The organism is Nonomuraea longicatena, assembly GCF_039525605.1.
Classification (GTDB): Bacteria; Actinomycetota; Actinomycetes; order Streptosporangiales; family Streptosporangiaceae; genus Nonomuraea; species Nonomuraea longicatena.
This window is the reverse complement of the sequence record NZ_BAAAHQ010000043.1, coordinates 7,469-27,277: the sequence shown is the minus strand read 5'-3', so window position 1 is coordinate 27,277 and position 19,809 is coordinate 7,469. Positions and strand designations below refer to the sequence as shown.

The 19,809-nt window shown below is 70.6% G+C and carries 16 protein-coding genes; 4 read left to right on the top strand and 12 right to left on the bottom strand.

The window, feature by feature from the left end; all coding sequences use genetic code 11:
- Positions 1–41: 41 nt before the first annotated feature.
- On the bottom strand, positions 42–731 hold the full coding sequence (gene ftsE, locus ABD120_RS32915; RefSeq protein ID WP_343954157.1) for a cell division ATP-binding protein FtsE: 690 nt from the start codon (positions 729–731) through the stop codon (positions 42–44).
- Between the two features lie 202 nt (positions 732–933).
- Between ftsE and ABD120_RS32910 the strand changes: the two genes are divergently transcribed.
- On the top strand, positions 934–1,125 hold the full coding sequence (locus tag ABD120_RS32910; protein ID WP_343954156.1) for a hypothetical protein: 192 nt from the start codon (positions 934–936) through the stop codon (positions 1,123–1,125).
- On the opposite strand, the gene prfB is transcribed toward ABD120_RS32910, so the two are convergent.
- Positions 1,111–2,226 carry a peptide chain release factor 2 gene (gene prfB / locus ABD120_RS32905; RefSeq protein ID WP_343954155.1) on the bottom strand — a complete coding sequence of 372 codons (1,116 nt, stop codon included), beginning with the start codon at positions 2,224–2,226 and terminating at the stop codon, positions 1,111–1,113. The two genes, ABD120_RS32910 and prfB, sit on opposite strands and share 15 nt — an antisense overlap.
- A 46-nt stretch (positions 2,227–2,272) precedes the next feature.
- Here prfB and ABD120_RS32900 point away from each other — a divergent pair, with 46 nt between their 5' ends.
- Positions 2,273–3,298: a DUF8094 domain-containing protein gene (locus ABD120_RS32900; protein WP_343954153.1), complete on the top strand. Its 1,026-nt coding sequence runs from the start codon at positions 2,273–2,275 to the stop codon at positions 3,296–3,298.
- 381 nt (positions 3,299–3,679) lie between these two features.
- Here ABD120_RS32900 and ABD120_RS32895 read toward each other — a convergent pair whose 3' ends face one another.
- Positions 3,680–8,554: an NAD-glutamate dehydrogenase gene (locus tag ABD120_RS32895; protein ID WP_343954151.1), complete on the bottom strand. Its 4,875-nt coding sequence runs from the start codon at positions 8,552–8,554 to the stop codon at positions 3,680–3,682.
- Between the two features lie 440 nt (positions 8,555–8,994).
- Here ABD120_RS32895 and ABD120_RS32890 point away from each other — a divergent pair, with 440 nt between their 5' ends.
- Positions 8,995–9,621, top strand: coding sequence for a GNAT family N-acetyltransferase (locus tag ABD120_RS32890; RefSeq protein WP_343954150.1), 627 nt, complete (start codon positions 8,995–8,997; stop codon positions 9,619–9,621).
- Positions 9,622–9,763: 142 nt separating this feature from the next.
- Here the strand turns inward: ABD120_RS32890 and ABD120_RS32885 are convergent, their stop codons facing one another.
- Genes ABD120_RS32885 through ABD120_RS32875 form a run of 3 tightly spaced genes read right to left on the bottom strand, consistent with a single transcriptional unit; the run spans position 9,764 to position 13,466 of the window.
- Positions 9,764–11,659: an acetoacetate--CoA ligase gene (locus tag ABD120_RS32885; protein ID WP_343954148.1), complete on the bottom strand. Its 1,896-nt coding sequence runs from the start codon at positions 11,657–11,659 to the stop codon at positions 9,764–9,766.
- A 32-nt stretch (positions 11,660–11,691) separates the two neighbouring features.
- Positions 11,692–12,552, bottom strand: coding sequence for a serine hydrolase (locus ABD120_RS32880; protein ID WP_343954146.1), 861 nt, complete (start codon positions 12,550–12,552; stop codon positions 11,692–11,694).
- The gene (locus ABD120_RS32875; protein WP_343954144.1) at positions 12,549–13,466 is read right to left on the bottom strand and encodes a LysR family transcriptional regulator; all 918 of its coding nucleotides are present in this window, start codon (positions 13,464–13,466) and stop codon (positions 12,549–12,551) included. Before ABD120_RS32875 ends, ABD120_RS32880 begins: the two co-directional genes overlap by 4 nt.
- A gap of 87 nt (positions 13,467–13,553) precedes the next feature.
- Here ABD120_RS32875 and ABD120_RS32870 point away from each other — a divergent pair, with 87 nt between their 5' ends.
- Positions 13,554–15,143 carry a penicillin-binding transpeptidase domain-containing protein gene (locus tag ABD120_RS32870; protein ID WP_343954143.1) on the top strand — a complete coding sequence of 530 codons (1,590 nt, stop codon included), beginning with the start codon at positions 13,554–13,556 and terminating at the stop codon, positions 15,141–15,143.
- Positions 15,144–15,151: 8 nt separating this feature from the next.
- On the opposite strand, the gene ABD120_RS32865 is transcribed toward ABD120_RS32870, so the two are convergent.
- The 6 genes from ABD120_RS32865 to ABD120_RS32840 all read right to left on the bottom strand — a co-directional run.
- Positions 15,152–15,907, bottom strand: coding sequence for an HAD family hydrolase (locus ABD120_RS32865; protein WP_343954142.1), 756 nt, complete (start codon positions 15,905–15,907; stop codon positions 15,152–15,154).
- 27 nt (positions 15,908–15,934) lie between these two features.
- A complete protein-coding gene (locus ABD120_RS32860; RefSeq protein ID WP_343954141.1) occupies positions 15,935–16,561 on the bottom strand; it encodes an HAD family hydrolase in 627 nt (208 codons plus the stop codon).
- Positions 16,562–16,600: 39 nt separating this feature from the next.
- The gene (locus ABD120_RS32855; RefSeq protein WP_343954140.1) at positions 16,601–17,107 is read right to left on the bottom strand and encodes a DUF6912 family protein; all 507 of its coding nucleotides are present in this window, start codon (positions 17,105–17,107) and stop codon (positions 16,601–16,603) included.
- Positions 17,108–17,138: 31 nt separating this feature from the next.
- Positions 17,139–17,789: an HAD family hydrolase gene (locus ABD120_RS32850; protein ID WP_343954139.1), complete on the bottom strand. Its 651-nt coding sequence runs from the start codon at positions 17,787–17,789 to the stop codon at positions 17,139–17,141.
- 42 nt (positions 17,790–17,831) lie between these two features.
- Positions 17,832–19,139 (bottom strand): beta-N-acetylhexosaminidase, encoded by a 1,308-nt coding sequence (gene nagZ, locus ABD120_RS32845; protein ID WP_343954138.1) that lies wholly within the window; start codon positions 19,137–19,139, stop codon positions 17,832–17,834.
- A gap of 92 nt (positions 19,140–19,231) precedes the next feature.
- Positions 19,232–19,809: putative PEP-binding protein (locus ABD120_RS32840; RefSeq protein ID WP_343954137.1), on the bottom strand; the 578-nt coding region annotated here is incomplete at its 5' end.

Genomic DNA, 19,809 nt, shown 5'->3' with positions numbered 1-19,809 from the left:
CTCACCCACCGACCGGAACGTCGCGCCGGACGCGCTGCCTGTCAGTAGGCCTGACCGTAAACGCCGCGCGACTGGTCGCGAACGATCTTGCCGTCCTCCAGCTCGACGACCCGCTTGCGCATGGAGTCGACGATCGCCGCGTCGTGTGTGGCCATGACCACGGTAGTGCCGGTCCGGTTGATCCGGTCGAGCACCTTCATGATGCCGATGCTGGTCGCGGGGTCGATGTTGCCCGTGGGCTCGTCGGCCAGCAGGATCATCGGCCGGTTGACGAACGCGCGGGCCATGGCGACACGCTGCTGCTCGCCGCCCGACAGTTCGTCGGGCATGCGATGTGCCTTGCCTTCGAGGCCGACCAGCTCGACGACCTCGGGGACCACCTTGCGGATGAAGCGTCTCGGCTTGCCGATGACCTCGAGCGCGAACGCCACGTTCTCGTAGACGTTCTTGTTCGGGAGCAACCGGAAGTCCTGGAAGACGCAGCCGATGCGGCGGCGTAGGTGCGGCACCTTGAAGTTGGACAGCCGGGCCAGATCCTTGCCGGCGACATGGATCGCACCCGAGTTGGGCCGCTCTTCCTTCAGGATGAGCCGCAGGAACGTGGACTTGCCAGATCCGGATGGACCGACGAGGAACACGAACTCGCCCTTGTCCACGTCGACGGAGACGTGGTCGAGAGCGGGCCTGTTCTGGTTCGCGTAGACCTTGGTGACATTTTCGAAATGGATCACGAGAGCATCACGGCATGCCAGTCTAGAGGTCAGGACGGAAGCAAGGGTGGCACATGCCCACCTCCCGCCGTGGCCTAACGGGGACGTCCGTCTTTACTGATGATCGACGTTCCGATTGGCCAGGGGACAGTCTAGGGGGAAGACTGGCATGGAACGTCCATAACGGAAACAAAACGATTGTGCGGCTACACTGAGGACCGACATGAGTTGCGAAGACCTCGTCTGTGCGCGCTGCGCCCACCCCGTCGCCGAGGGCCGGTGCCCGCTCTGCCGTGCCAACCGCGAGCGGCTGCACCGCCAGGGCTTCGGCGGGTTCTCACCCACCGTCATCATTCTGGCCCTGGTGGTCCTGCTGTTCCTGTCCCTGGTGCTGCGGCACCTACTGGGCGCCTGACTCCTGCCTGCGCATCCACCGGATCTCGGACTCGATGAACTCGTCGAGCTCGCCGTCGAGCACGGACGACGGGTTGCCCGCCTCGGTGCCGGTGCGCAGGTCCTTCACGATCTGGTAGGGGTGCAGCACGTAGTTGCGGATCTGCGTGCCCCACGAGGTGGTGGTGGCGCCGCGCAGCTCTGACATCTTGTCCGCCTCTTCCTGGCGCTTGCGCTCCAGCAGCTTGGCCTGGAGCACGTTCATCGCCGAGGCGCGGTTCTGCAGCTGCGAGCGCTCGTTCTGGCAGGAGACCACGATGCCGGACGGCAGGTGGGTGATGCGCACCGCCGAGTCGGTCGTGTTGACGCCCTGGCCACCGGGGCCCGACGAGCGGTAGACGTCGACGCGCAGCTCGTCCTCGTTGATCTCGATGTGGTCGGTCTGCTCGACGACCGGGACGATGTCGACGCCCGCGAAGGAGGTCTGGCGGCGCCCCTGGTTGTCGTAGGGGCTGATGCGGACCAGCCGGTGGGTGCCGTGCTCGCCGCGCAGCGTGCCGTAGGCGTAGGGGGCCTTGATGGTGAAGGTCGCCGACTTGATGCCGGCCTCTTCGGCGTAGGAGGTGTCGTAGACCTCGGTGGCGTAGTTCTTGCGCTCGGCCCAGCGGAGGTACATGCGCAGCAGCATCTCCGCCCAGCTCGCCGCGTCGACGCCGCCCGCCTGGGCGTTGATGGTGACCAGTGCCTCGCGCGCGTCGTACTCGCCCGACAGCAGGGTGCGGACCTCCATCGCGCCGACGTCCGACTTCAGCTGCCCGAGCTCCTTGTCGGCCTCGGCCCTGGTCTCCTCGTCGGCCTCCTCGGCGGCGAGCTCGAAGAGGACCGACAGGTCGTCGAGCCGGCGGACGAGGTTCTCGACCCGGTTGAGTTCACCCTGCATGTGGGACAGCTTGCTGGTCACCTGCTGTGCCTTGGCAGGGTCGTCCCACAGGTCGGGTGCGGCGACGCGCGCCTCCAGTTCCTCGATCTGCTTGCGCATAGCGTCGAGGTCGAGCACATCCTGGATGCTGCGAAGCGTGCCCGCTAGCGCGTTGATCTCTTCTGCGGGATCGATGACTGCCACGTCTCCCAAGGGTACGCGACCCCTCGTACCCGAATAACATATTTGCGTGCGTGCTGACGGTCGCAGAAAGCTGACGATGCTCGCCGCGGGCCTGATGGCCGGAGCGGTCGCCTGTTCCGGCGCGCCGGAAACGGGCCTGTCCGCCAAGGTCGACCCGACTCCGGCCGCCACCGGGCCAGCCGCTGAGCCCGCCGCCACGGCGGCGCTGGTCACGCCGGAGCAGGCGCGTGAGGTGTTCGCCACCATCACCTCGACCGACAACCTGGCGCGGGCCATGGGCTCGCACATGTACGCCGAGCAGCTCAACCGCGACGGGCAGAACTCCCTGACCTCGACGGCCTTCCAGGTCAACGACGGCCGGCCGCCGACGCGCGCGTGGGGGCCGCCGGAGGTGTTCGTGCCGAGGTTCACGGCGGAGGAGGGCTCCCCGTGGTTCACCGCGCTCGCCACCCGCGACGGGCGGCCGACGCTCCTGACGTTCGTGCGCGGCGACTCCGGCTGGCGGCTCAGCCTGGCGGCCGAACTGGTGCCCGGTGAGAAGGCGCCGGAGGTCGCGCTCGACGCCGAGGGCTATGCCACGGTGGTGCCGCCCGAGGACAAAAGCGTGCTGATCGGGCCCAAGTTCATGGCGCCGCTGCACGCGACGGTGGCCGAGACCGGCTCCGGCGGGGTGGCGGCCGAGTTGCTGACGGCCGGGCCGTACACGACGGAGGTCGCGGCGAAGTCGGCCGCCGACCGCAAGAAGTGGGAGCTCGACGGCTACTCCTACGACGCCATCTTCACTCCGGGCGACAACCCGGTCTACGCGCTGCGCACGGCGGACGGCGGGGCGCTGATCCAGTACACACTGACGCGGGCGACGACGACCACGCCCGCGACGAAGTCGGCCGAGAGCGAGGGCGTGCCGGTGCCGCGCGAGGCCCGGTGGGCGATCGACGTGAGCCGGGCGCGCCGCTCGCTCAAGATCTACGAGGTCAACCAGTACGCGACGGCGGTACCACCGGCCACTTCGACCACCCGCGCCACGGTGATCGCCCGCGACGGCGCCATCCACCGCGCCGTGGGCGAGTAGATACCTTAAAACCAGTTCGTCCGTTACGGCTGGCCAACCTCACACCGCCGCAGGCACCCCCGACGGCCTCTCCGGCGCTACTCACCGCACCCCTGAGCACCACAACGACGCCAGGAACCCACCTGGGTGGCCAAACCCCGAACCTGCCTGAGCGATAGGGGTCCAGACCTGCCTGGAGGATCAAGATCCGCGACACGCCTCCGGTATCGGCCCCGTCCAGGCGGAAAAGCCGCGCGAACCCACCCAGTTCGCCAAGGACGCGTCGTCGGGGCGGGTGGGGTACGCGGTGAGTGGCGTGCTTGGAGGCCCACCGCCACCTGCGGCGGGTGGCGGTGGGGGCGGCTGGGCCGTGACTGTGACGTATGAAGTCGCCTTTGTGACTTATGAGGTGGCCTTGTGCGGCAGGCTCGTCGTCGACACCAGCGTGCGGACGGCGCGGAGGGCGACGCTCAGCGTCGCCAGGTCGAAGTTGTCGCTCTCCCAGATCTCCGACAGCGTCTGCCGTGCCCGGCCCACCGCCGCCGAGTTGGCCTCCGACCAGCGGGCCAGCCGCTCCTCCGGCGTCGATCCCGACGAGCTGTGCGCCAGCACGTCGCCCGTGAGGGCGGCGTGCGCCGCGTACAGATCGTCGCGCAGGGCCGAGCGCGCCATCGCGTTCCACCTGTTGTCCCTCGGCAGCGTGATGACCCGCTCGCGCAGCCGGGCCAGTTGCAACCGGTCGGCCAGGTCGAAGTACACCTCGGCCACCTCGTTGACCGGCCGTCCCATCTGCGCCGCCGTCTCGACCAGGTCGAAGGTCGAGTAGGCGGGCACCAGCGCGGACACCCGCTCGGCCAGGTCGCGCGGCACCCCCCTGCCGACGAACGAGTCGCGCCGCTCCTCGAAGGCGTGCAGGTCGGGGCCGGTGAGCAGCTTGGGCAGGTGGGCGAGCAGCCCGTTGACGCCCTTGAGGAAGAAGTTCGTCGAGGCCGCCAGGTCGAGCGGCGGGCGCCGGTGGGTGAGCAACCACCTGGTGCCGCGCTCGGCCAGCTTCCTGGCTTCGAGGAGCATGGCGATCTGGGTGGAGGTGTCCACCTTGTTGTCGAGCGCCTCGACCGCCCGGCAGAAGCTGGGCAGGTCGAAGACCTCGCGGGTGACCAGCCAGGCGCGCACGATGTCCGGCATGGAGGCGCCGGTCTCCTCGCCGAGCCGGAACATGAACGTGGTGCCCGTCGAGTTGACCAGCTCGTTCACCACGCAGGTGGTGATGATCTCGCGGCGCAGCGGGTGGTTGTCCATGTAAGGGCGGAAACGCTCGCGCAGCGCCGACGGGAAGTACGACACCAGCCAGGGAGCCAGCGCCGGGTCGTCCGGCAGGTCGGAGGCGCGCAGTTCGGCGTCGATGACGAGCTTGGTGTAGGCGAGCAGCACGGAGAACTCGGGCGCGGTCAGCCCGAGGCGGGCCTGGCGGCGCTCGGCGAGCTGCTTGTCGGACGGCAGGAACTCCAGCTCGCGGTTGACCAGCCCGTCGCGCTCCATGCGCCGCAGGTAGCGGGAGTGGATGTGGAGCATCTCGGTGCCCTGCGCGCGGGCTGCCGCGAGCACCACGTTCTGGTCGTAGTTGTCGCGCAGGACCAGGTCGGCGACCTCGTCGGTCATCGAGCTGAACAGCTGGTTGCGCTGCTTGTCGGTCAGCTCGCCGTCGCGGACGACCTGGTCGAGCAGGATCTTGATGTTCACCTCGTGGTCGGAGGTGTCCACTCCGGCCGAGTTGTCGATGAAGTCGGTGTTGATCAGTCCGCCGCCGAGGGCGAACTCGATCCGGCCGAGCTGGGTGAAGCCCAGGTTGCCGCCCTCGCCGACGACCTTGCAGCGCAGGTCGGCGGCGTTGACGCGGAGCCCGTCGTTGGCCTTGTCGCCGACGTCGGCGTTGGACTCGGCGACGGCCTTCACGTACGTGCCGATGCCGCCGTTCCACAGCAGGTCGACGGGGGCCTTGAGGATGGCGCTGATCAGGTCGTTCGGCGCCATCGAAGTGACGCCGGGCTCGATGCCGAGGGCCTGGCGCATCTGCGGCGTGATCGGCACCGACTTGGCGGTGCGCGCGAAGACGCCGCCGCCCTCGGAGATCAGCGACTGGTCGTAGTCGGCCCACGAGCTGCGGGGCAGCTCGAACATGCGCTGCCGCTCGGCGAAGGAGCGGGCGGCCTCCGGCGACGGGTCGACGAAGATGTGGCGGTGGTCGAAGGCGGCCACGAGCCGGATGTGCCGGCTGAGCAGCATGCCGTTGCCGAACACGTCACCCGACATGTCGCCGACGCCCGCCACGGTGAAGTCGGTGTTCTGGACGTCGACGCCGGTGGTGCCGAAGTGATACTTCACCGACTCCCAGGCGCCCCTGGCGGTGATGCCCATGGCCTTGTGGTCGTAGCCGACCGAGCCGCCGGAGGCGAAGGCGTCGCCGAGCCAGAAACCGTAGTCCTTGGCCACGCTGTTGGCGATGTCGGAGAAGGTGGCGGTGCCCTTGTCGGCCGCGACGACCAGGTAGGGGTCGTCGCCGTCGTGCCTGACGACGTCCGGCGGCGGGACGATGGCGCCGTCGACCAGGTTGTCGGTGACGTCCAGCAGGCCGGAGATGAAGGTCCGGTAGCAGGCGATGCCCTCGGCCAGCAGTTCCTCGCGCCCGCCGGCGGGCGGTCGCTTGACGACGAAGCCGCCCTTGGAACCGGTGGGCACGATCACGGTGTTCTTCACCATCTGGGCCTTGACCAGGCCGAGGATCTCGGTGCGGAAGTCCTCCATCCGGTCGGACCAGCGCAGGCCGCCGCGCGCCACGTTGCCGAAGCGCAGGTGCACGCCCTCGACGCGGGGCGAGTAGACGAAGATCTCGTACTTCGGCCGGGGCAGCGGCAGCACGCTGATCGCCAGCGGGTCGAACTTCAGCGAGATGTACGGCTTGCGCCTGCCCTGCGCGTCGGTCTGGAAGTAGTTGGTGCGCAGCGTCGCCTGGATCATCTCCAGGTAGGCGCGCAGGATGCGGTCCTCGTCGAGGGAGGCGACCTCGTCGAGCGCGCCCAGGATCTCCTCGGTGAGCGCCTCGGTCAGGTCGGTGCGCACCTCCTCCGAGCGGCGCGGGTCGAGGCGGGCCTCGAACAGGCGCACCAGCAGCCGCGACAGGCGGACGTTGCCGCCCAGGACGCGCTCCATGTACCGCTGGCTGAAGGTGGTGCCCGCCTGGCGCAGGTAGTTGGCGTACACCCGCAGGATCTCGACCTGCTCCCAGGTCAGCCCGGCCGACAGCACCAGCGCGTTGAAGTTGTCCGCCTGCACCTCGCCCTGCCACAGGGCGTGCAGCGCGTCCTGGAACAGGCGCTTGAAGTCGTTCCTGTCGATCTCGTCGGAAGGCGTGTAGCGCAGGCCGAAGTCGTAGATCCAGGCGTTCTTGGTGGCCGGGTCGTTGTCGCGGTCGACCTCGTAGGGGCGCTCGTCCACGACCTCGACGCCGAGCCGCTGGATCAGCGGCAGCGCCTTGGACAGCGAGATGGGCGCGCCCAGCTTGTAGATCTTGAGCCGCCGTTCGCCGTCGGCCGCGTCGTAGGGCTCGTACAGGTTGACGCCGACCTCGCCCTCGGCCTCGCCCACGAGTTGTTCGAGGCGGCGCAGGTCGACCACGGCCATCCTGGGCGGGAAGTCGGCCTTGTACCCCTCGGGGAAGGCCGACTGGTACCGCCGGGTGAGCGCGGGCGCCTCGGTCTCCGAGGTCATCTCGGCGAGCGCGCTGGCCAGGTCGTCCTCCCAGGAGCGGGTGATCGCGGCCAGGCGCGACTCCAGCTCCTCGACGTCCACGGCGGGGTCGGGCAACTGGATGCCGCGCTCGCCGCGCACGACCAGGTGCAGGCGGGCCAGCGCCTGCTCACCGACCATCGCGCTGTAGTCGAGGGTCCTGCCGCCGAGCGCCCGCAGCAGCAGTTCCTGCATCTTCACGCGGACCTTGGTGGTGTAGCGGTCGCGGGGCAGGTAGATCAGGCAGGAGATGAAGCGGCCGTAGTCGTCGCGCCGCATGAAGAGCTTGACCTGCTTGCGCTCGCGCAGCCGCAGCACGCCCCGCGCGATCGGCAGGAGCTGGCCGGTCGAGGTCTGGAACAGCTCGTCGCGCGGGAAGGTCTCCAGGATCTCGATGAGGTCCTTGCCGTCGTGGCTGTCGGCGGCCAGCCCGGCGGCCTCCAGCACGTCGGCCAGCTTGCGGCGCAGCACCGGGATCCGGGAGATCGACTCGTTGTAGGCCACGTGGGTGAACAGGCCGAGGAAACGGCGCTCGCCGACGACCTCGCCCTGGGGCGAGAACAGCTTGACGCCGATGTAGTCGAGGTAGGCGGGCCGGTGCACGGTGGCGCGGGAGTTGGCCTTGGTGATGATCAGCAGGCGCTTCTCGCGGGCCTTGGCGCGCACCTCGGGAGGCAGTACGGAGAAGCTCTCCGAGCTGGCCTTGTCGTCGCGCAGGATGCCGAGCGCGGCGCCGGGCACCGAGCGCAGCGCGTCGCCCTCGTCGGTCTCCTCCAGGCGGTACTCGCGGTAGCCGAGGAAGGTGAAGTGCCCGTCGGCCAGCCAGCGCAGCAGGTCGAGGCTGTCTTCGACCTCGGCGGGCTCCAGCGGCGGCGGGTTGACGCTGAGGTCCTCGGCCGTCTGCACGGCCAGGGCGCGCATCTTGGCGAAGTCCTCGACGGAGTGCCGTACGTCGGTGAGGATCCGCTGCAGGTCGGCTTCGAGCCCGCGCAGCACCTCGGGGTCGGCCTGGCGGTCGATCTCGATGTGCATCCAGGACTCGACCAGGAGCTGCCCGGTGACCTCCTCCTGGCCCCTGCCGAGCATGCGGCCGGTCATGTCGCGCCGCACCCGCATCTGGGGGTGGATGATCAGGTGGATGCCGATGTCGTGCCGTTCGAGCTCCATGGAGACCGAGTCGACGAGGAACGGCATGTCGTCGGTGACGACCTCGACCACGGAGTGGCCGGGCTCCCAGCCGTGGTCCTCCAGGGCCGGGGTGTAGGCCCTGACCAGCGCGCGGCCCTGGGGGCGGGTCTCGGCCAGCTGCTTCTGCGACATCGCCGGGCCGTACACGTCGATGGGGTTGCGGTCGAGCAGGTCCTCTGGGGCCACATGACGGTAGTAGACGCGCAGGAACGCGAGCGCGTCCTCGGGGGTCACGCGCTCGGTGCCGACCGCGCATCTTTCGGCGGCTCGCTGGAGCAGCTCGTCCTTGGCCTCGTCGAGCGGCATGTCGCTCTCACTCCTTTGTGAGGGTTTGCCAGATCTCGCCTGTCTGGTCACAGTCAGGCTCTCAGTTCCCGAAGCAGCGGGAAGCGTTGGGGGCAGGCGTGGTCGCGGATGTGGTCGGGGCATGTGAGGTGCCTGCGCCCGGGGTCAGCGTCGTCCCCACCCGGCACCTCCCCGAATTCCGATACCACCCGAAAACAACACTCACGTCAACGTGAGTCTTCCGGGGTCCTCGGAGAACGCGCCAAGGCGCAGGCGTGGTGCATCGGCCATGCGCCCCCTTCCGCGTAGCGCCACACCCCAATCGTACGATCTCAGGGGTGTCCGACGGCAAACCGGCAACCGTACGGTCCTGATCTGGGGCGGCTGCGTCATGGGCCAACGCTACTTCCCGGCCCCTGAGATCATTCGGTATGCGAAATCTGCCGCTTTACCATCTGCGAGTGCACACTCCCCGGCTGGAGCTGCGACTGCCCTCGGCGCAGGACCTCGACGACCTCGCGGACCTGGCGGCCGAGGGCGTGCACCCGGCCGACTACATGCCCTTCACCTATCCGTGGACGGACGCGCCGCCCGCCGAAGTGGGTCAGCGGGCGGTCCTGTACCACCTGCGCACGCTGGGCTCCTGGACGCCGGAGAAGTGGCGGTTGCCGCTCGCGGTCGTGCACGACGGCGAGATCGCCGGAATCCAGGAGGTGGGGGCGGAGGACTTCGCCGTCGTGGGCGAGGTCGGCACCGGCTCCTGGCTCGGCCGCCGTTTCCAGGGCAGGGGGATCGGCACCGAGATGCGGCGGGCCGTACTGCACCTGGCCTTCGAGGGGCTGCGGGCGCGGGCGGCGCTCACCGACATCTTCGAGGACAACCACGCCTCGCTCGGCGTCACCCGCAAGCTCGGTTACCTGCCCAATGGCAGCCGCAGCCTCAGCAGGCGGGGCGAGGCGGCCACGCAGCTCCTGTTCCGTCTCCCGCGAACCGGCTGGCGGCCGGAGCCCGGCTACGAGATCAGCGGGCTGCGGGAGTGCCTGCCGTGGTTCGGCGGGATCTTCCATGAGCGAGACGGCCTGACGTGAGGTGGCCAGCGTCCAGACGGCGGTGGAGCTCAACATGTTCACCGCCTTCAAGCCCGCTCGCACCGGGAGGAGGTGCTGGGGCACCTGCTCGACCAGGTCGTCGCCTGGAGCGGCGCGCTGTGCCCCCTCCGCGCGGCGGCTCTCACGGGGTGAAGTGGCGCAGGACCTCGGGGTTGGCCATGGCGTCCGGGTTGGCCGCCTGCTCGACGGGGGTACCGAGGAGGATCTTGCGGACCGGCACCTCCAGTTTCTTGCCCGACAGGGTGCGTGGGATCCCCGGCACCACGCGGATCTCGTCCGGCACGTGCCTCGGCGACAGTTCGCCGCGCAGCGCCGTACGCAGCGCGCTGCGGAGGTCGTCGGTGAGGGCGGCGCCGTCGGCGAGCGTCACGTACAGCAGCAGCCGCCCTTCCTGTCCGAGCTGCCCGGTGTCGATCACCAGGCTGTCGGCGATCTCGGGGAAGCGCTCGACCACGCGGTAGAACTCGCTGGTGCCCATCCGCACCCCGCCCCGGTTGAGGGTGGAGTCCGAGCGGCCGTAGATGACGCACGAGCCGTCGTCGTCGACCCTGATCCAGTCGCCGTGTCGCCACACGCCCGGGTAGACGTCGAAGTAGCTGTCGCGATACCGCTCGCCGCCGGGGTCGTTCCAGAACATGACCGGCATGGACGGCATCGGCTGGGTGAGCACGAGTTCGCCCACCTCGCCGGTGACGGGCCGGCCCGCCGGGTCGAAGGCGGCCACAGCGGCGCCGAGCGACCGGCACGGGATGATCCCGGCCCGCACCGGGTGCAGCGGCGTCGCGCCGACGAACCCGGTGCACACGTCGGTGCCGCCGGAGAACGAGCCGAGCGGCACTCCGGGCAGCACGTCGGCCACCCAGGCGAACCCCTCGGGGGGCAGCGGCGAGCCGGTCGAGCCGATCCCCCGCAGCCGCTCCAGCCCGCCGGGGCGCTCGCCCGCCTTCATGGAGGCCAGGATGTACGGCGCCCCCACCCCGAAGTAGGTGACGCCCTCGTCGGCCGCGAGGCGCCACAGGTCGGTGGGGGCGCCGTCGTACAGCACCGGCACCGCGCCGACGAGCAGCGCGCCGACGAGGTAGTTCCACATCATCCAGCCGGTGGTGGTGTACCAGAAGAACACGTCTCCCTCCCCCAGGTCCTGGTGGAAGGAGAGCGACTTGAGGTGTTCGAGCACCACTCCGCCGTGACCGTGGACGATGGGCTTGGGCAGCCCTGTGGTGCCGCTGGAGTACAGGATCCACAGCGGGTGCCCGAACGGCACCCGTTCGAACTCCAGCGGCCCCTCGTGCGCGCGCAGCTCCGCCCAGGGCACGCCCGCGCGGGTGGGGTCGTGCTCGCCGCTCAGCCGGGGGACCCACACGGTGGCGCGCAGGGACGGCAGCGCGGCGGCGATCTCCGCCACCGCCTCGGTGCGGTCGAAGCTCTTGCCCGCGTAGCGGTAGCCGTCCACCGCGATCAGCACCTTCGGCGCGATCTGCGTGAACCGGTCGACGACACTCGGCACTCCGAAGTCGGGCGAGCCCGCCGACCAGATCGCCCCCAGGGAAGCGGTCGCGAGGAAGGCGACGAGCGCCTCGGGGATGTTGGGCAGGTACCCGGCGACCCGGTCGCCGCGCGTGACGCCGAGCCGGACCAGCCCGGCGCGCACCCTGGCGACCTCCTCGCGCAGTCGCGCCCAGCTCAGCTCCCGGCGTCCGCCGTCCTCGTCGGCGAAGACCACGGCGGTGCCGGGGCGCTCGCGCAGCGCGTTCTCGGCGTAGTTGAGCGAGGCTCCGGCGAACCACCGGGCATCGGGCATCTCCCCGGCGAGGACCGGTCCCTCGCCGGGATCGCCGAGGACCCCGAAGTACTCCCAGATCGACGTCCAGAACGCGGCGGGCTCGGTGACGGACCACGCCCAGACGTCCTCGTACGGTCTGCCCGCACGCCCCACGGCCGCGAGATAACGGGTCAGCCGGGCCCGCGCGGCCACCTCGGGGGTGGGCTCCCACACCAGCGTGCCTTCATCCACCATGAGCCTCATCCTGTCGTGCGGAAACCGGAAAGTCATATACGGCGTAGACGGTCCACCGCCGTGTGCGCGGCCGTGCCGATGACCGCGTCGGCCCACGGCTGGTTGACCGCCGGGCTGAACGAGCGGGTGAAGACGGCCACGGCGTAGCGGCCCCCGTCGGGGTACTCGACGACCCCCGCCTCGTTGCGGACGGTCGGCAGGGTGCCGGTCTTGCCGCTGACGTCCACGTCGTCGTACGGGAACCCGGCCGCCAGCCGGTGCGGCCACACCTGCAGGCCGAAGACCTCCCGCATCCAGGCGCACGAGCCGGCGGAGGCGGCCTCGTCGCGCCAGATCATCGCGAACAGCTCGGCGAGTTGCCGCGCGGTGCTGCGGTTGGTGCGCTCGGGGTCGAGTGCCCGCATCCGGCTGAGTTCGTCCGGATCCTGGTACGGCCAGCCGTGCCCGGCGTCCTCCGACATGCTGGACAGCATGTCGGCGCCGTTGACGAGCACCCGCGTCGCGTCCAGGCCGAACCCGTCGAGCATGGCGTTGACGGCATCCAGCCCGACCCGTCCGACGAGGACGTCCGCGGAGGCGTTGTCGCTGACGGCGATCATGAGGTAGGCCAGGTCGCGCAGGGACATGGTGACCTCGTCGCGCATGGCGGACAGTCCGGTCGGGCCGCCGGTGCGCCCGGCGACGGGCACCCGTACGCGCTCGGTGAGGTCGAGCAGGCCCGCGTCCGCCTGGCGGCACAGCTCGACGAGCAGCGGCACCTTGAACACCGAGGCCAGCGGCCGAGGGGTGTCCGGCCGGTAGCCGCAGGCGCGGCCGGTGTCGATGTCGATCGCGTGCAGCCAGCCCTCGACTCCGGCGGCGGCGAAGTGTTCACCCAGTTCGACGGCGCTCATGCCAGCGCCCCCGGCCTGCGGCTGACCCGGCGTGCGGGCGCGGCGGCCCGCGCGGCCATTCCGGCGTTGTCCTGCAGCACGCCTGCGGCCACCGAGGAGAAGTCCGCGACGGTGTCCGTGGCGGTGCGCCAGGCGGTGGACACGCGGATCGCGAGCGGCGCGCCGATCAGCGGCCGCCACACCAGTCCCGGCGTGTCCTGCCCGGCGCCGAAGGCGACTGCGGCACCGGCCATGACGAGCCCGAGGCCGGATCCCTCGTGCACCTGCGTGGGGACGTATCCCCTGCGCCGGCATTCCGCCAGCGTCTCGGCGTACATGCCTGGCTCGCCCTCCTTCGGCGGCATGAGCAGCTCGCGCCCGGCCAGGTCGGCCAGGTGCACCTCGGCGCGGGCGGCCAGCTCGTCGCCGTCGGCGAGCAGCACACCCTGGGTCTGGACGAGTGTCCCGCCGAAACTCAGTCCCGGTGCGGTGACCGGGTGGCGCACTATACCGACGTCGAGGGAGCCGCCTGTGAGGGAGGTCACCTGATCGGCGGTCCAGCTCTCGGCGGGGGCGAGGCGGACGTCGGGGTTGCTGTCGCGGAACCCGGCGACGAGGGCGGCGATGACGGCGGCGCCGAGGTCGGGCGGGACACCGACCTTGAGCACGGCGCCGTCGCCGTGCCGGGCGAGTTCGCGCAGGCGGTCGACGCGGGCGACGATGTCGCGGGCCTCGCCCAGCAGCAGCCGGCCCGCCTCGGTGAGGCGGACCTGCCGGGCCGAGCGGTCGAACAGGCGGACGCCGAGCTCCTCTTCCAGGCGTTTGATGCGCTGGCTGAGCGGCGGCTGGGCCATGCCGAGGCGGATGGCGGCGTTGCCGAAGTGGAGTTCCTCCGCCACCACGGTGAAGTAGCGGAGGTGCCGGACGAGGTCCATACCCAGCAACTATATCCAGATTTATATTTATGTTGGGTATATATCCGTATTGGACATGTTTCAGGGGGTTCTGGTGTCCTCTGCGATATGACAGTTACAGGGGGACGGAGAAGGGGACGGCGCCGGTGGCCGTGGGTGGCGGGGGTGCTCGTGCCCGTCGTCGCCGGTGGGGCCGTGTGGGCGGCGACGGGCCCGGACGACGGCGCGGAGAAGGTCGTCGACGCCTATCTGACGGCCTGGTCGGCAGGCGACTACGCGACGATGCGAACGTTGGTGGACGAACCGCCGGAGGACTTCGTCTCCTGGCACCGGAAGGTGTGGCGCGACCTCCGGCTCGACCGCGCCGACTTCACGGTCCCTCCCACGGGCGGCGTCTTCGCCGCCTCCGTCGAGGACCAGGGCCACGAGAGCTTCTCCGCCAGGCTCTCCGGACGGGGACCCGACCTGGAGTACGAGGGACAGCTCGACGTGGTGGAGCGCGACGGCGGCTGGAAGATCGCCTGGAAGCCCGCGACCATCCACCCCGACCTGCGACCCGGCCGCTCGCTGCGCCTGGTCATGGGCAAGGAGGAGAGCGCGCCCATCCTCGACGCCGGGGGGCGCAGGATCGACGACGACCCCGACACGCCCGGCTCGGTGCGGCAGCTCGTCGCCGGGCTGAAGGAGAGGTACCAAGACCGGCTCGTCGTGCCGAACAGCTCGAAGATCAACCTGTACGAGGGCGGCGACCTGCTGGTCAAGACCCTGGAGGAGAACACGGCGGCCCAGCGCAAGCCGCTGGAGACCACCCTCGACCTGCGGGTGCACCGGGCGGGCGCCGACGCGCTCAAGCTGACGAAGAAGCCGGCCGCCCTGGTCGCGCTGCGCCCCTCGACCGGCGAGATCAAGGCGATCGTCAACAACAGGGGCGGCTTCGACCGGGCGCTCATGGGGAAGTACCCGCCCGGCTCGACGTTCAAGGTCGTGACCGCCTCCGCGCTGGTCGCGGCGGGTATCTCGCCGTCGCAGCAGGTGAACTGCCCGGCCGAGCAGACCATCGGCGGTTTCCCGTTCCACAACGCGGGCTTCAAGGACTACGGGCGGCTGCCCTTCCGCGACGCCTTCGCCCACTCGTGCAACACCACCTTCGGCGCGATGAGCGTGGACCGGCTCGGCGCCGAGCGCCTCGCCAAGGTGGCGGGCGACTTCGGGTTCGGCGTCCCCATCGACCCGGGGGTGCCCGCCGTGCGCGCCGACTTCCCCGCGCCCAAGGACGCGACGGACCTGGCCTCGGCCTCGATCGGGCAGGGCAGGGTGCTGACCAGCCCGCTCAACATGGCCGCCGTGGCCGCCGCCGTCGCCTCCGGCATCTGGCAGCCGCCTCGGCTGGTGCCCGCCGAGCTGATCCGCTCCGAGGGCGAGACCCGCCGCCCGCTGGAGGACGGCGTGGTGAAGGCGCTGCGCTCGCTGATGCCCGCGGTGGTCTCCGAGGGCACCGCCCAGGCCGTGTCCTTCCCCGCGCGTACGGCCGGCAAGACGGGAACGGCGGAGTACGGCTCCGGCAAGGAGCCCCCGTCGCACTCCTGGTTCATCGGCTACCGGGGCGACCTGGCCTTCTCCGTGATCGTGGAGGGCGGCGGCGACGGCTCCGCCGTGGCGGCCCCGATCGCCGCCCGCTTCCTCGAAACGCTGTCCTGACGCGGGGCTCAGCCCGTCTGGCGCTCGAACGGGGCGGTCAGCCCGGCGACGGCCGCGACGACCTCGGAGGCGTTGGTCAGATCGGGCAGCACCACGTCGGCGCCCGCCTCCCGCAGTTCGGAGGCCGTGGAGCGGCCGGAGGCCACTGCGATGACGGCGGCGCCGCCGATCCTGGCGGCCTGCACGTCGCGGGTCGAGTCGCCGATGACGACGGTGTTGGCCGAGGTGAACACGGTTCCGGTGCGCTGCTTGGCCCGGCTCTGCGCCACCTGCAGCAGGGTGGCCTTGGGGTAGACCTCCTCGCCGTAGCCGCCGAGTTCGAAGTCGACGTACTTGTCGAGCCCGAACGCCTTCAGCTTGTGCACCGCGTTGCTCTTGATGGTGCCGGTCAGCACGCTCTGCACCACGCCGTCGAGCCGCGCGACCGCCTTGAGCGCGTCGCGGGCGCCGGGCAGCATCCGGCCCTCCTTCGGCAGCCGCTTGCGCCGTTCGGCGAACGCCCCGGCCAGCGCGGACAGGAAGCGCGGCAGGTGCTCGTCCTCCGCCCGGATCCCGTTGACCGCCAGGGTCTCGAAGATGATCTCCGAGTCCGGGCGGCCGTTGGCCGGGACCAGTTTGACGAGCGGGCGGCCGGTGACCGTCCTGAACGCCTCTGCGTAGGCGTCCCTCGTCACGATCGCGACGTCGACGAGGGTGAGATCGACGTTCCAGAGCACTAGGCGGTTGATGACGGCCTCCCAAGGTTGCTCAAAGGGTACGGCCATCGCCCAGGGCGGGGCGATCTTCGCATCTCAGGCGTAGGCCAGCGCCTCCGCCAGCGTGTCGACCACGGGGTGGCCGGTGGACTCCAGTTGCCCGCGCGGGGTCATGCCACCCGTGTAGAGCACCGCTCTGGCGCCCACGTGCGCGGCGGCCTGGGCGTCGTCCACGCTGTCACCGATGACGAGCACGTCCGAGGGATCGACGCCGAGCGCGGTGACGTGCTTGACCAGGTGCTCGGCCTTCTCGCCGCCGGTGGTGCCGGTGAGGCCGTCCACCCGGCTGAAGTGCCCCTCGATGCCGAACGAGCGCACGGTCGGCACCAGGTGGATGTGCGGCGCCATCGAGCACAGCGACTGGGTACCCGTCCAGCCCTCCAGCGACGCCAGCGCCCCCACGGCCAGGCCGCAGGCGCCGCTCAGCCGGAAGTAGCTCTCGTGGAAGCCGTCGTCGAGCCGCTGCCACTCGCCCTCCTCCAGCGGGCGGCCCAGCATCCGCTCGTAGAGGAGCCAGATGGGGCGGGTGTAGAGCGCGCGGAAGCCGTCGGCGTCGAGCGCGGGCAGCCGGTAGGCCTGGAAAACCTCGTTGGTGGCTCCGACGACGGCGTCGATGTCGTGGAAAAGCGTGCCATTCCAGTCCCACACAATGTGCTTGGTCATCGCACAAGAGCCTACACCGGGTCATTTCCCCCCAAGGGCCTACTCCAGCAACGAGGGGATCTCCTGTGTCGCGTACCACATGAGCTCGTGGGCCTCGGCGCCGTCGACGGTGAACCGGGCGTCGTCGTCGCCCTTGTCCGCCTCGGGCAGGGCCACGACCGCCAGCTCGACGTCGGGCGCCGCGACCGGGTCGTCCACGTGCACGGCGGCGACCTTGGCCAGCGGGATCGGCTCGGCCAGCCGTACCCGGGCCCGCTCGGCCACGTCGACCGCGACCGTCAGCATCGCCTCCGGCACCTCGGCCGCCACGACGACCCGCCGAGGCGGCGTCGGGGCGCCGTCGGCGCGGTCGGCGGCGAGCATGCGCAGCGAGGCCCGCGCGGCCTCGGTGAGCGCCACGTACTCAAGCTCCTCCGTGTCGCCGGAGGCATACCACTCGGTCAGCGCGGGGGTCACCGCGTAGCCGATCAGAGGTGCGGGGCCGAGTTCGCCCGAGGCGAGCGCCTTGGCGAGCGCCGGGAGCGTGCACGGCAGGTAGACGCGCATGATGTGCCTTTCGGAGAAATCAAGAGCTCTATCATGCCCGCCGCAGCGGCAGCCGGAGCATCGACTCCAGCCGGGCGATGGTCGAGTCGGCGTCGAGGTGGTGGATGCCGGCGATGCCGAGGTCCCGCGCGGCCACGATGTTGGCCTCGATGTCGTCGACGAACACGCACCGCTCGCCCGGCAGCCCGACCAGGTCGAGCGCGTGCTGGAAGATCCTCGGCTCGGGTTTGCGCATGCCGACCTCGCCGGAGATCACGACCGCGTCGAACACCTCGTCCCAGTCGTCGCGCGGGTAGGTGTTGGACCAGGAGTTCGACAGCAGGCACGTCTTCACGCCGTGGCCACGCAGGTCGAGCAGCGCGTCGTACATGGCGTCCACCCGGTGGAAGCCCGCGAACATGCGCTCCAGCAGCCCCTCCGCCACCGGCGGCACCCCATCGAGCGTGAGCAGCCGGGCAGCCAGGTCGCGCTCGAAGTCCGCCCCCGACAACTCGCCGCGCTCCAGGGCGTGGACCAGGTTCCCGTCGCCGTTGCCGCCCTTGTAGGCGTGCTCGATCAGCTCATGCATGACCGCGCGGTAGTGGACGCCGTCGATGCGGTCCGCCTCGATCCACCGGCCGATCGCCTCGGGCATGCTGGACGTGAGCACGCCACCCCAGTCGATGAGCACCCCACCGATCACTGCGCAGCTCCTGTCTCGAATCTTGTTCTGGTGTTACGCACTCTAGCGGGCCGGCCCCTGGGCCAGCCTGCGGTGCTTGGCCGAGCGCAGCACCGTCGCCGCCCGCTCGGCCGACACACGCGGCGCCTCGGTCAGGAAACCCCGCTTCTGGCGCAGCGTCAGCAGCCGCGTGACCGACGCGTCCAGCCGTTCCTTCGAGATCCGGCCCGACTTCACCGCCGCGACCACCGCCGTGTGCGCCTTCTTCAGGTCGTACGGCATCAGCAGCAGGTCGGCCCCGGCCAGCACCGCGCGCACGGCCACCTCCCCGTCGTCGTACTTCTTGCGCACGCCGTCCATGTTGAGCGCGTCGGTCGAGATCACGCCCTTGAACCCGAGCTCGTCGCGCAGCAGGCCGGTGAGGATCTTCTTCGACAGGGTGGCGGGGTCGCTGGAGGAGTCGAGCTTCGGCATCACGATGTGCGCGCTCATCACCGCGTCCACCCCGGCGTCGATCGCCGCCTGGAACGGCGGCGCGTCCAGCCGCTCCCACTGCGCCCGGGTGTGCTTGATCACCGGCAGCCCGGTGTGACTGTCGGTGGCGGTGTCGCCGTGGCCGGGGAAGTGCTTGGCGGAGCTCGCGATGCCGGAGTCGCCGAACCCCTTCACCGCCGCCCCCACCATCCTGGCGACCTTGCGCGGGTCGTCGCCGAAGGCCCGCTTGCCGATGACCGGGTTCTTCGGGTTGATGTTGACGTCGGCGACGGGCGCGAAGTCCATGTTGACGCCGAGCGCCTTCAACTCGGTGCCGGTGGCGCGGGCGACCGCGCGGGAGTAGCCGAGATCGCCGCTGGCGCCGATGCGGTCGGCGCTCGGCAGGTCGGTCATCAGCGCCGACATCCGCGACACCAGGCCGTTCTCCTGGTCGGTGCCGATGATCAGCGGCACCTTGGGCGAGGCGGCCTGGAGGTCGTTGGTGAGCTTGACCACCTGGGCGGTGCTCTTGACGTTGGCGGGGAAGAGGATGACGCCGCCGAGCTTGTACTTCGCGATCACCTTGGCGGGTGTCTGGGCGCCGTACCTCGTCTGGTTCTCGCCGGAGACGGTGTCGGCGGCGGTGCCGTACAGGACCGGCATGAACAACTGGCCGACCTTCTCCTCCGTCGTGAGGCGGCTCAGCACCCCCCGCACATCGGAGCCCGCCTTCGGGCGGGCCAGCGGCGGCGTCGTGATGGCCGACTCCGCGGCCGCCGGGGACTGGTCCGAGGCGGGCGGTGCCGCCGGTGCCGAGGGGGCGGCCGCCTGGCCGCCGCCGCTGCACGCGGCCAATGCGAACACGAGGAGCCCTGTTGCGCCGATGCGTCCAACCATGGCCCATACGCTATCGGGGGCCGGCGGGTGGGCGCGGCGCTCCTGGGGGAACCCTGGGCGACATGCCGCGCGCCCGTTCCGGCCCCGGGAGCTCAGAGCCCGAGTTCGGCGAGGCCCGGCAGGTTCGAGCGGGCCACCGCGCGGGCGTGCGCCGCCGTCTCCGCCTCCAGCGCCGCACGGGCCGCACGCTCACACTCGTCGAGCGTCGCCACGGACAACCCCGCCCGTACGGCCGGCAGCGCGCTCGCGCCCATCGACAGCGTGCTCACCCCCATCCCGACCAGCACGCAGGCCAGCACGGGATCGGCCGCCGCTTCGCCGCAGACGCCGCACAGGCGCCCGTTGTCCGAGGCCGAGCCGGCCGTCCTCGCGACCAGGCCGAGCAGCGCGGGCTGCCAGGGGTCCTGCAGTTCCACCAGCGAGCCGAGTTGCCGGTCCGCGGCGAAGGTGTACTGGGACAGGTCGTTGGTGCCGATCGAGAAGAAGTCGACGACCTGGGCGAGCGCGTCGGCCCGCAGCGCCGCCGCCGGGACCTCGATCATCACGCCAACGCTGGACAGGCCCGCGTCGTGGCAGACCCCGGCGAACCACCTGGCCTCCTCCGGCGTCGCCACCATCGGGGCCATGACGTGCAGTTCGGCCGCAGTGCCCGAGGAGGTGCCCGAGGCGG

Excerpts from the sequence above, each read along its gene's own strand:
- ABD120_RS32910 (WP_343954156.1), top strand. The coding sequence starts at position 934 with ATGAGTTGCGAAGACCTCGTCTGTGCGCGCTGCGCCCACCCCGTCGCC.
- ABD120_RS32895 (WP_343954151.1), bottom strand. The coding sequence starts at position 8,554 with ATGCCGCTCGACGAGGCCAAGGACGAGCTGCTCCAGCGAGCCGCCGAA.
- ABD120_RS32885 (WP_343954148.1), bottom strand. The coding sequence starts at position 11,659 with ATGGTGGATGAAGGCACGCTGGTGTGGGAGCCCACCCCCGAGGTGGCC.
- ABD120_RS32880 (WP_343954146.1), bottom strand. The coding sequence starts at position 12,552 with ATGAGCGCCGTCGAACTGGGTGAACACTTCGCCGCCGCCGGAGTCGAG.
- ABD120_RS32875 (WP_343954144.1), bottom strand. The coding sequence starts at position 13,466 with ATGGACCTCGTCCGGCACCTCCGCTACTTCACCGTGGTGGCGGAGGAA.
- ABD120_RS32870 (WP_343954143.1), top strand. The coding sequence starts at position 13,554 with ATGACAGTTACAGGGGGACGGAGAAGGGGACGGCGCCGGTGGCCGTGG.
- ABD120_RS32865 (WP_343954142.1), bottom strand. The coding sequence starts at position 15,907 with ATGGCCGTACCCTTTGAGCAACCTTGGGAGGCCGTCATCAACCGCCTA.
- ABD120_RS32860 (WP_343954141.1), bottom strand. The coding sequence starts at position 16,561 with ATGACCAAGCACATTGTGTGGGACTGGAATGGCACGCTTTTCCACGAC.
- ABD120_RS32855 (WP_343954140.1), bottom strand. The coding sequence starts at position 17,107 with ATGCGCGTCTACCTGCCGTGCACGCTCCCGGCGCTCGCCAAGGCGCTC.
- nagZ (WP_343954138.1), bottom strand. The coding sequence starts at position 19,139 with ATGGTTGGACGCATCGGCGCAACAGGGCTCCTCGTGTTCGCATTGGCC.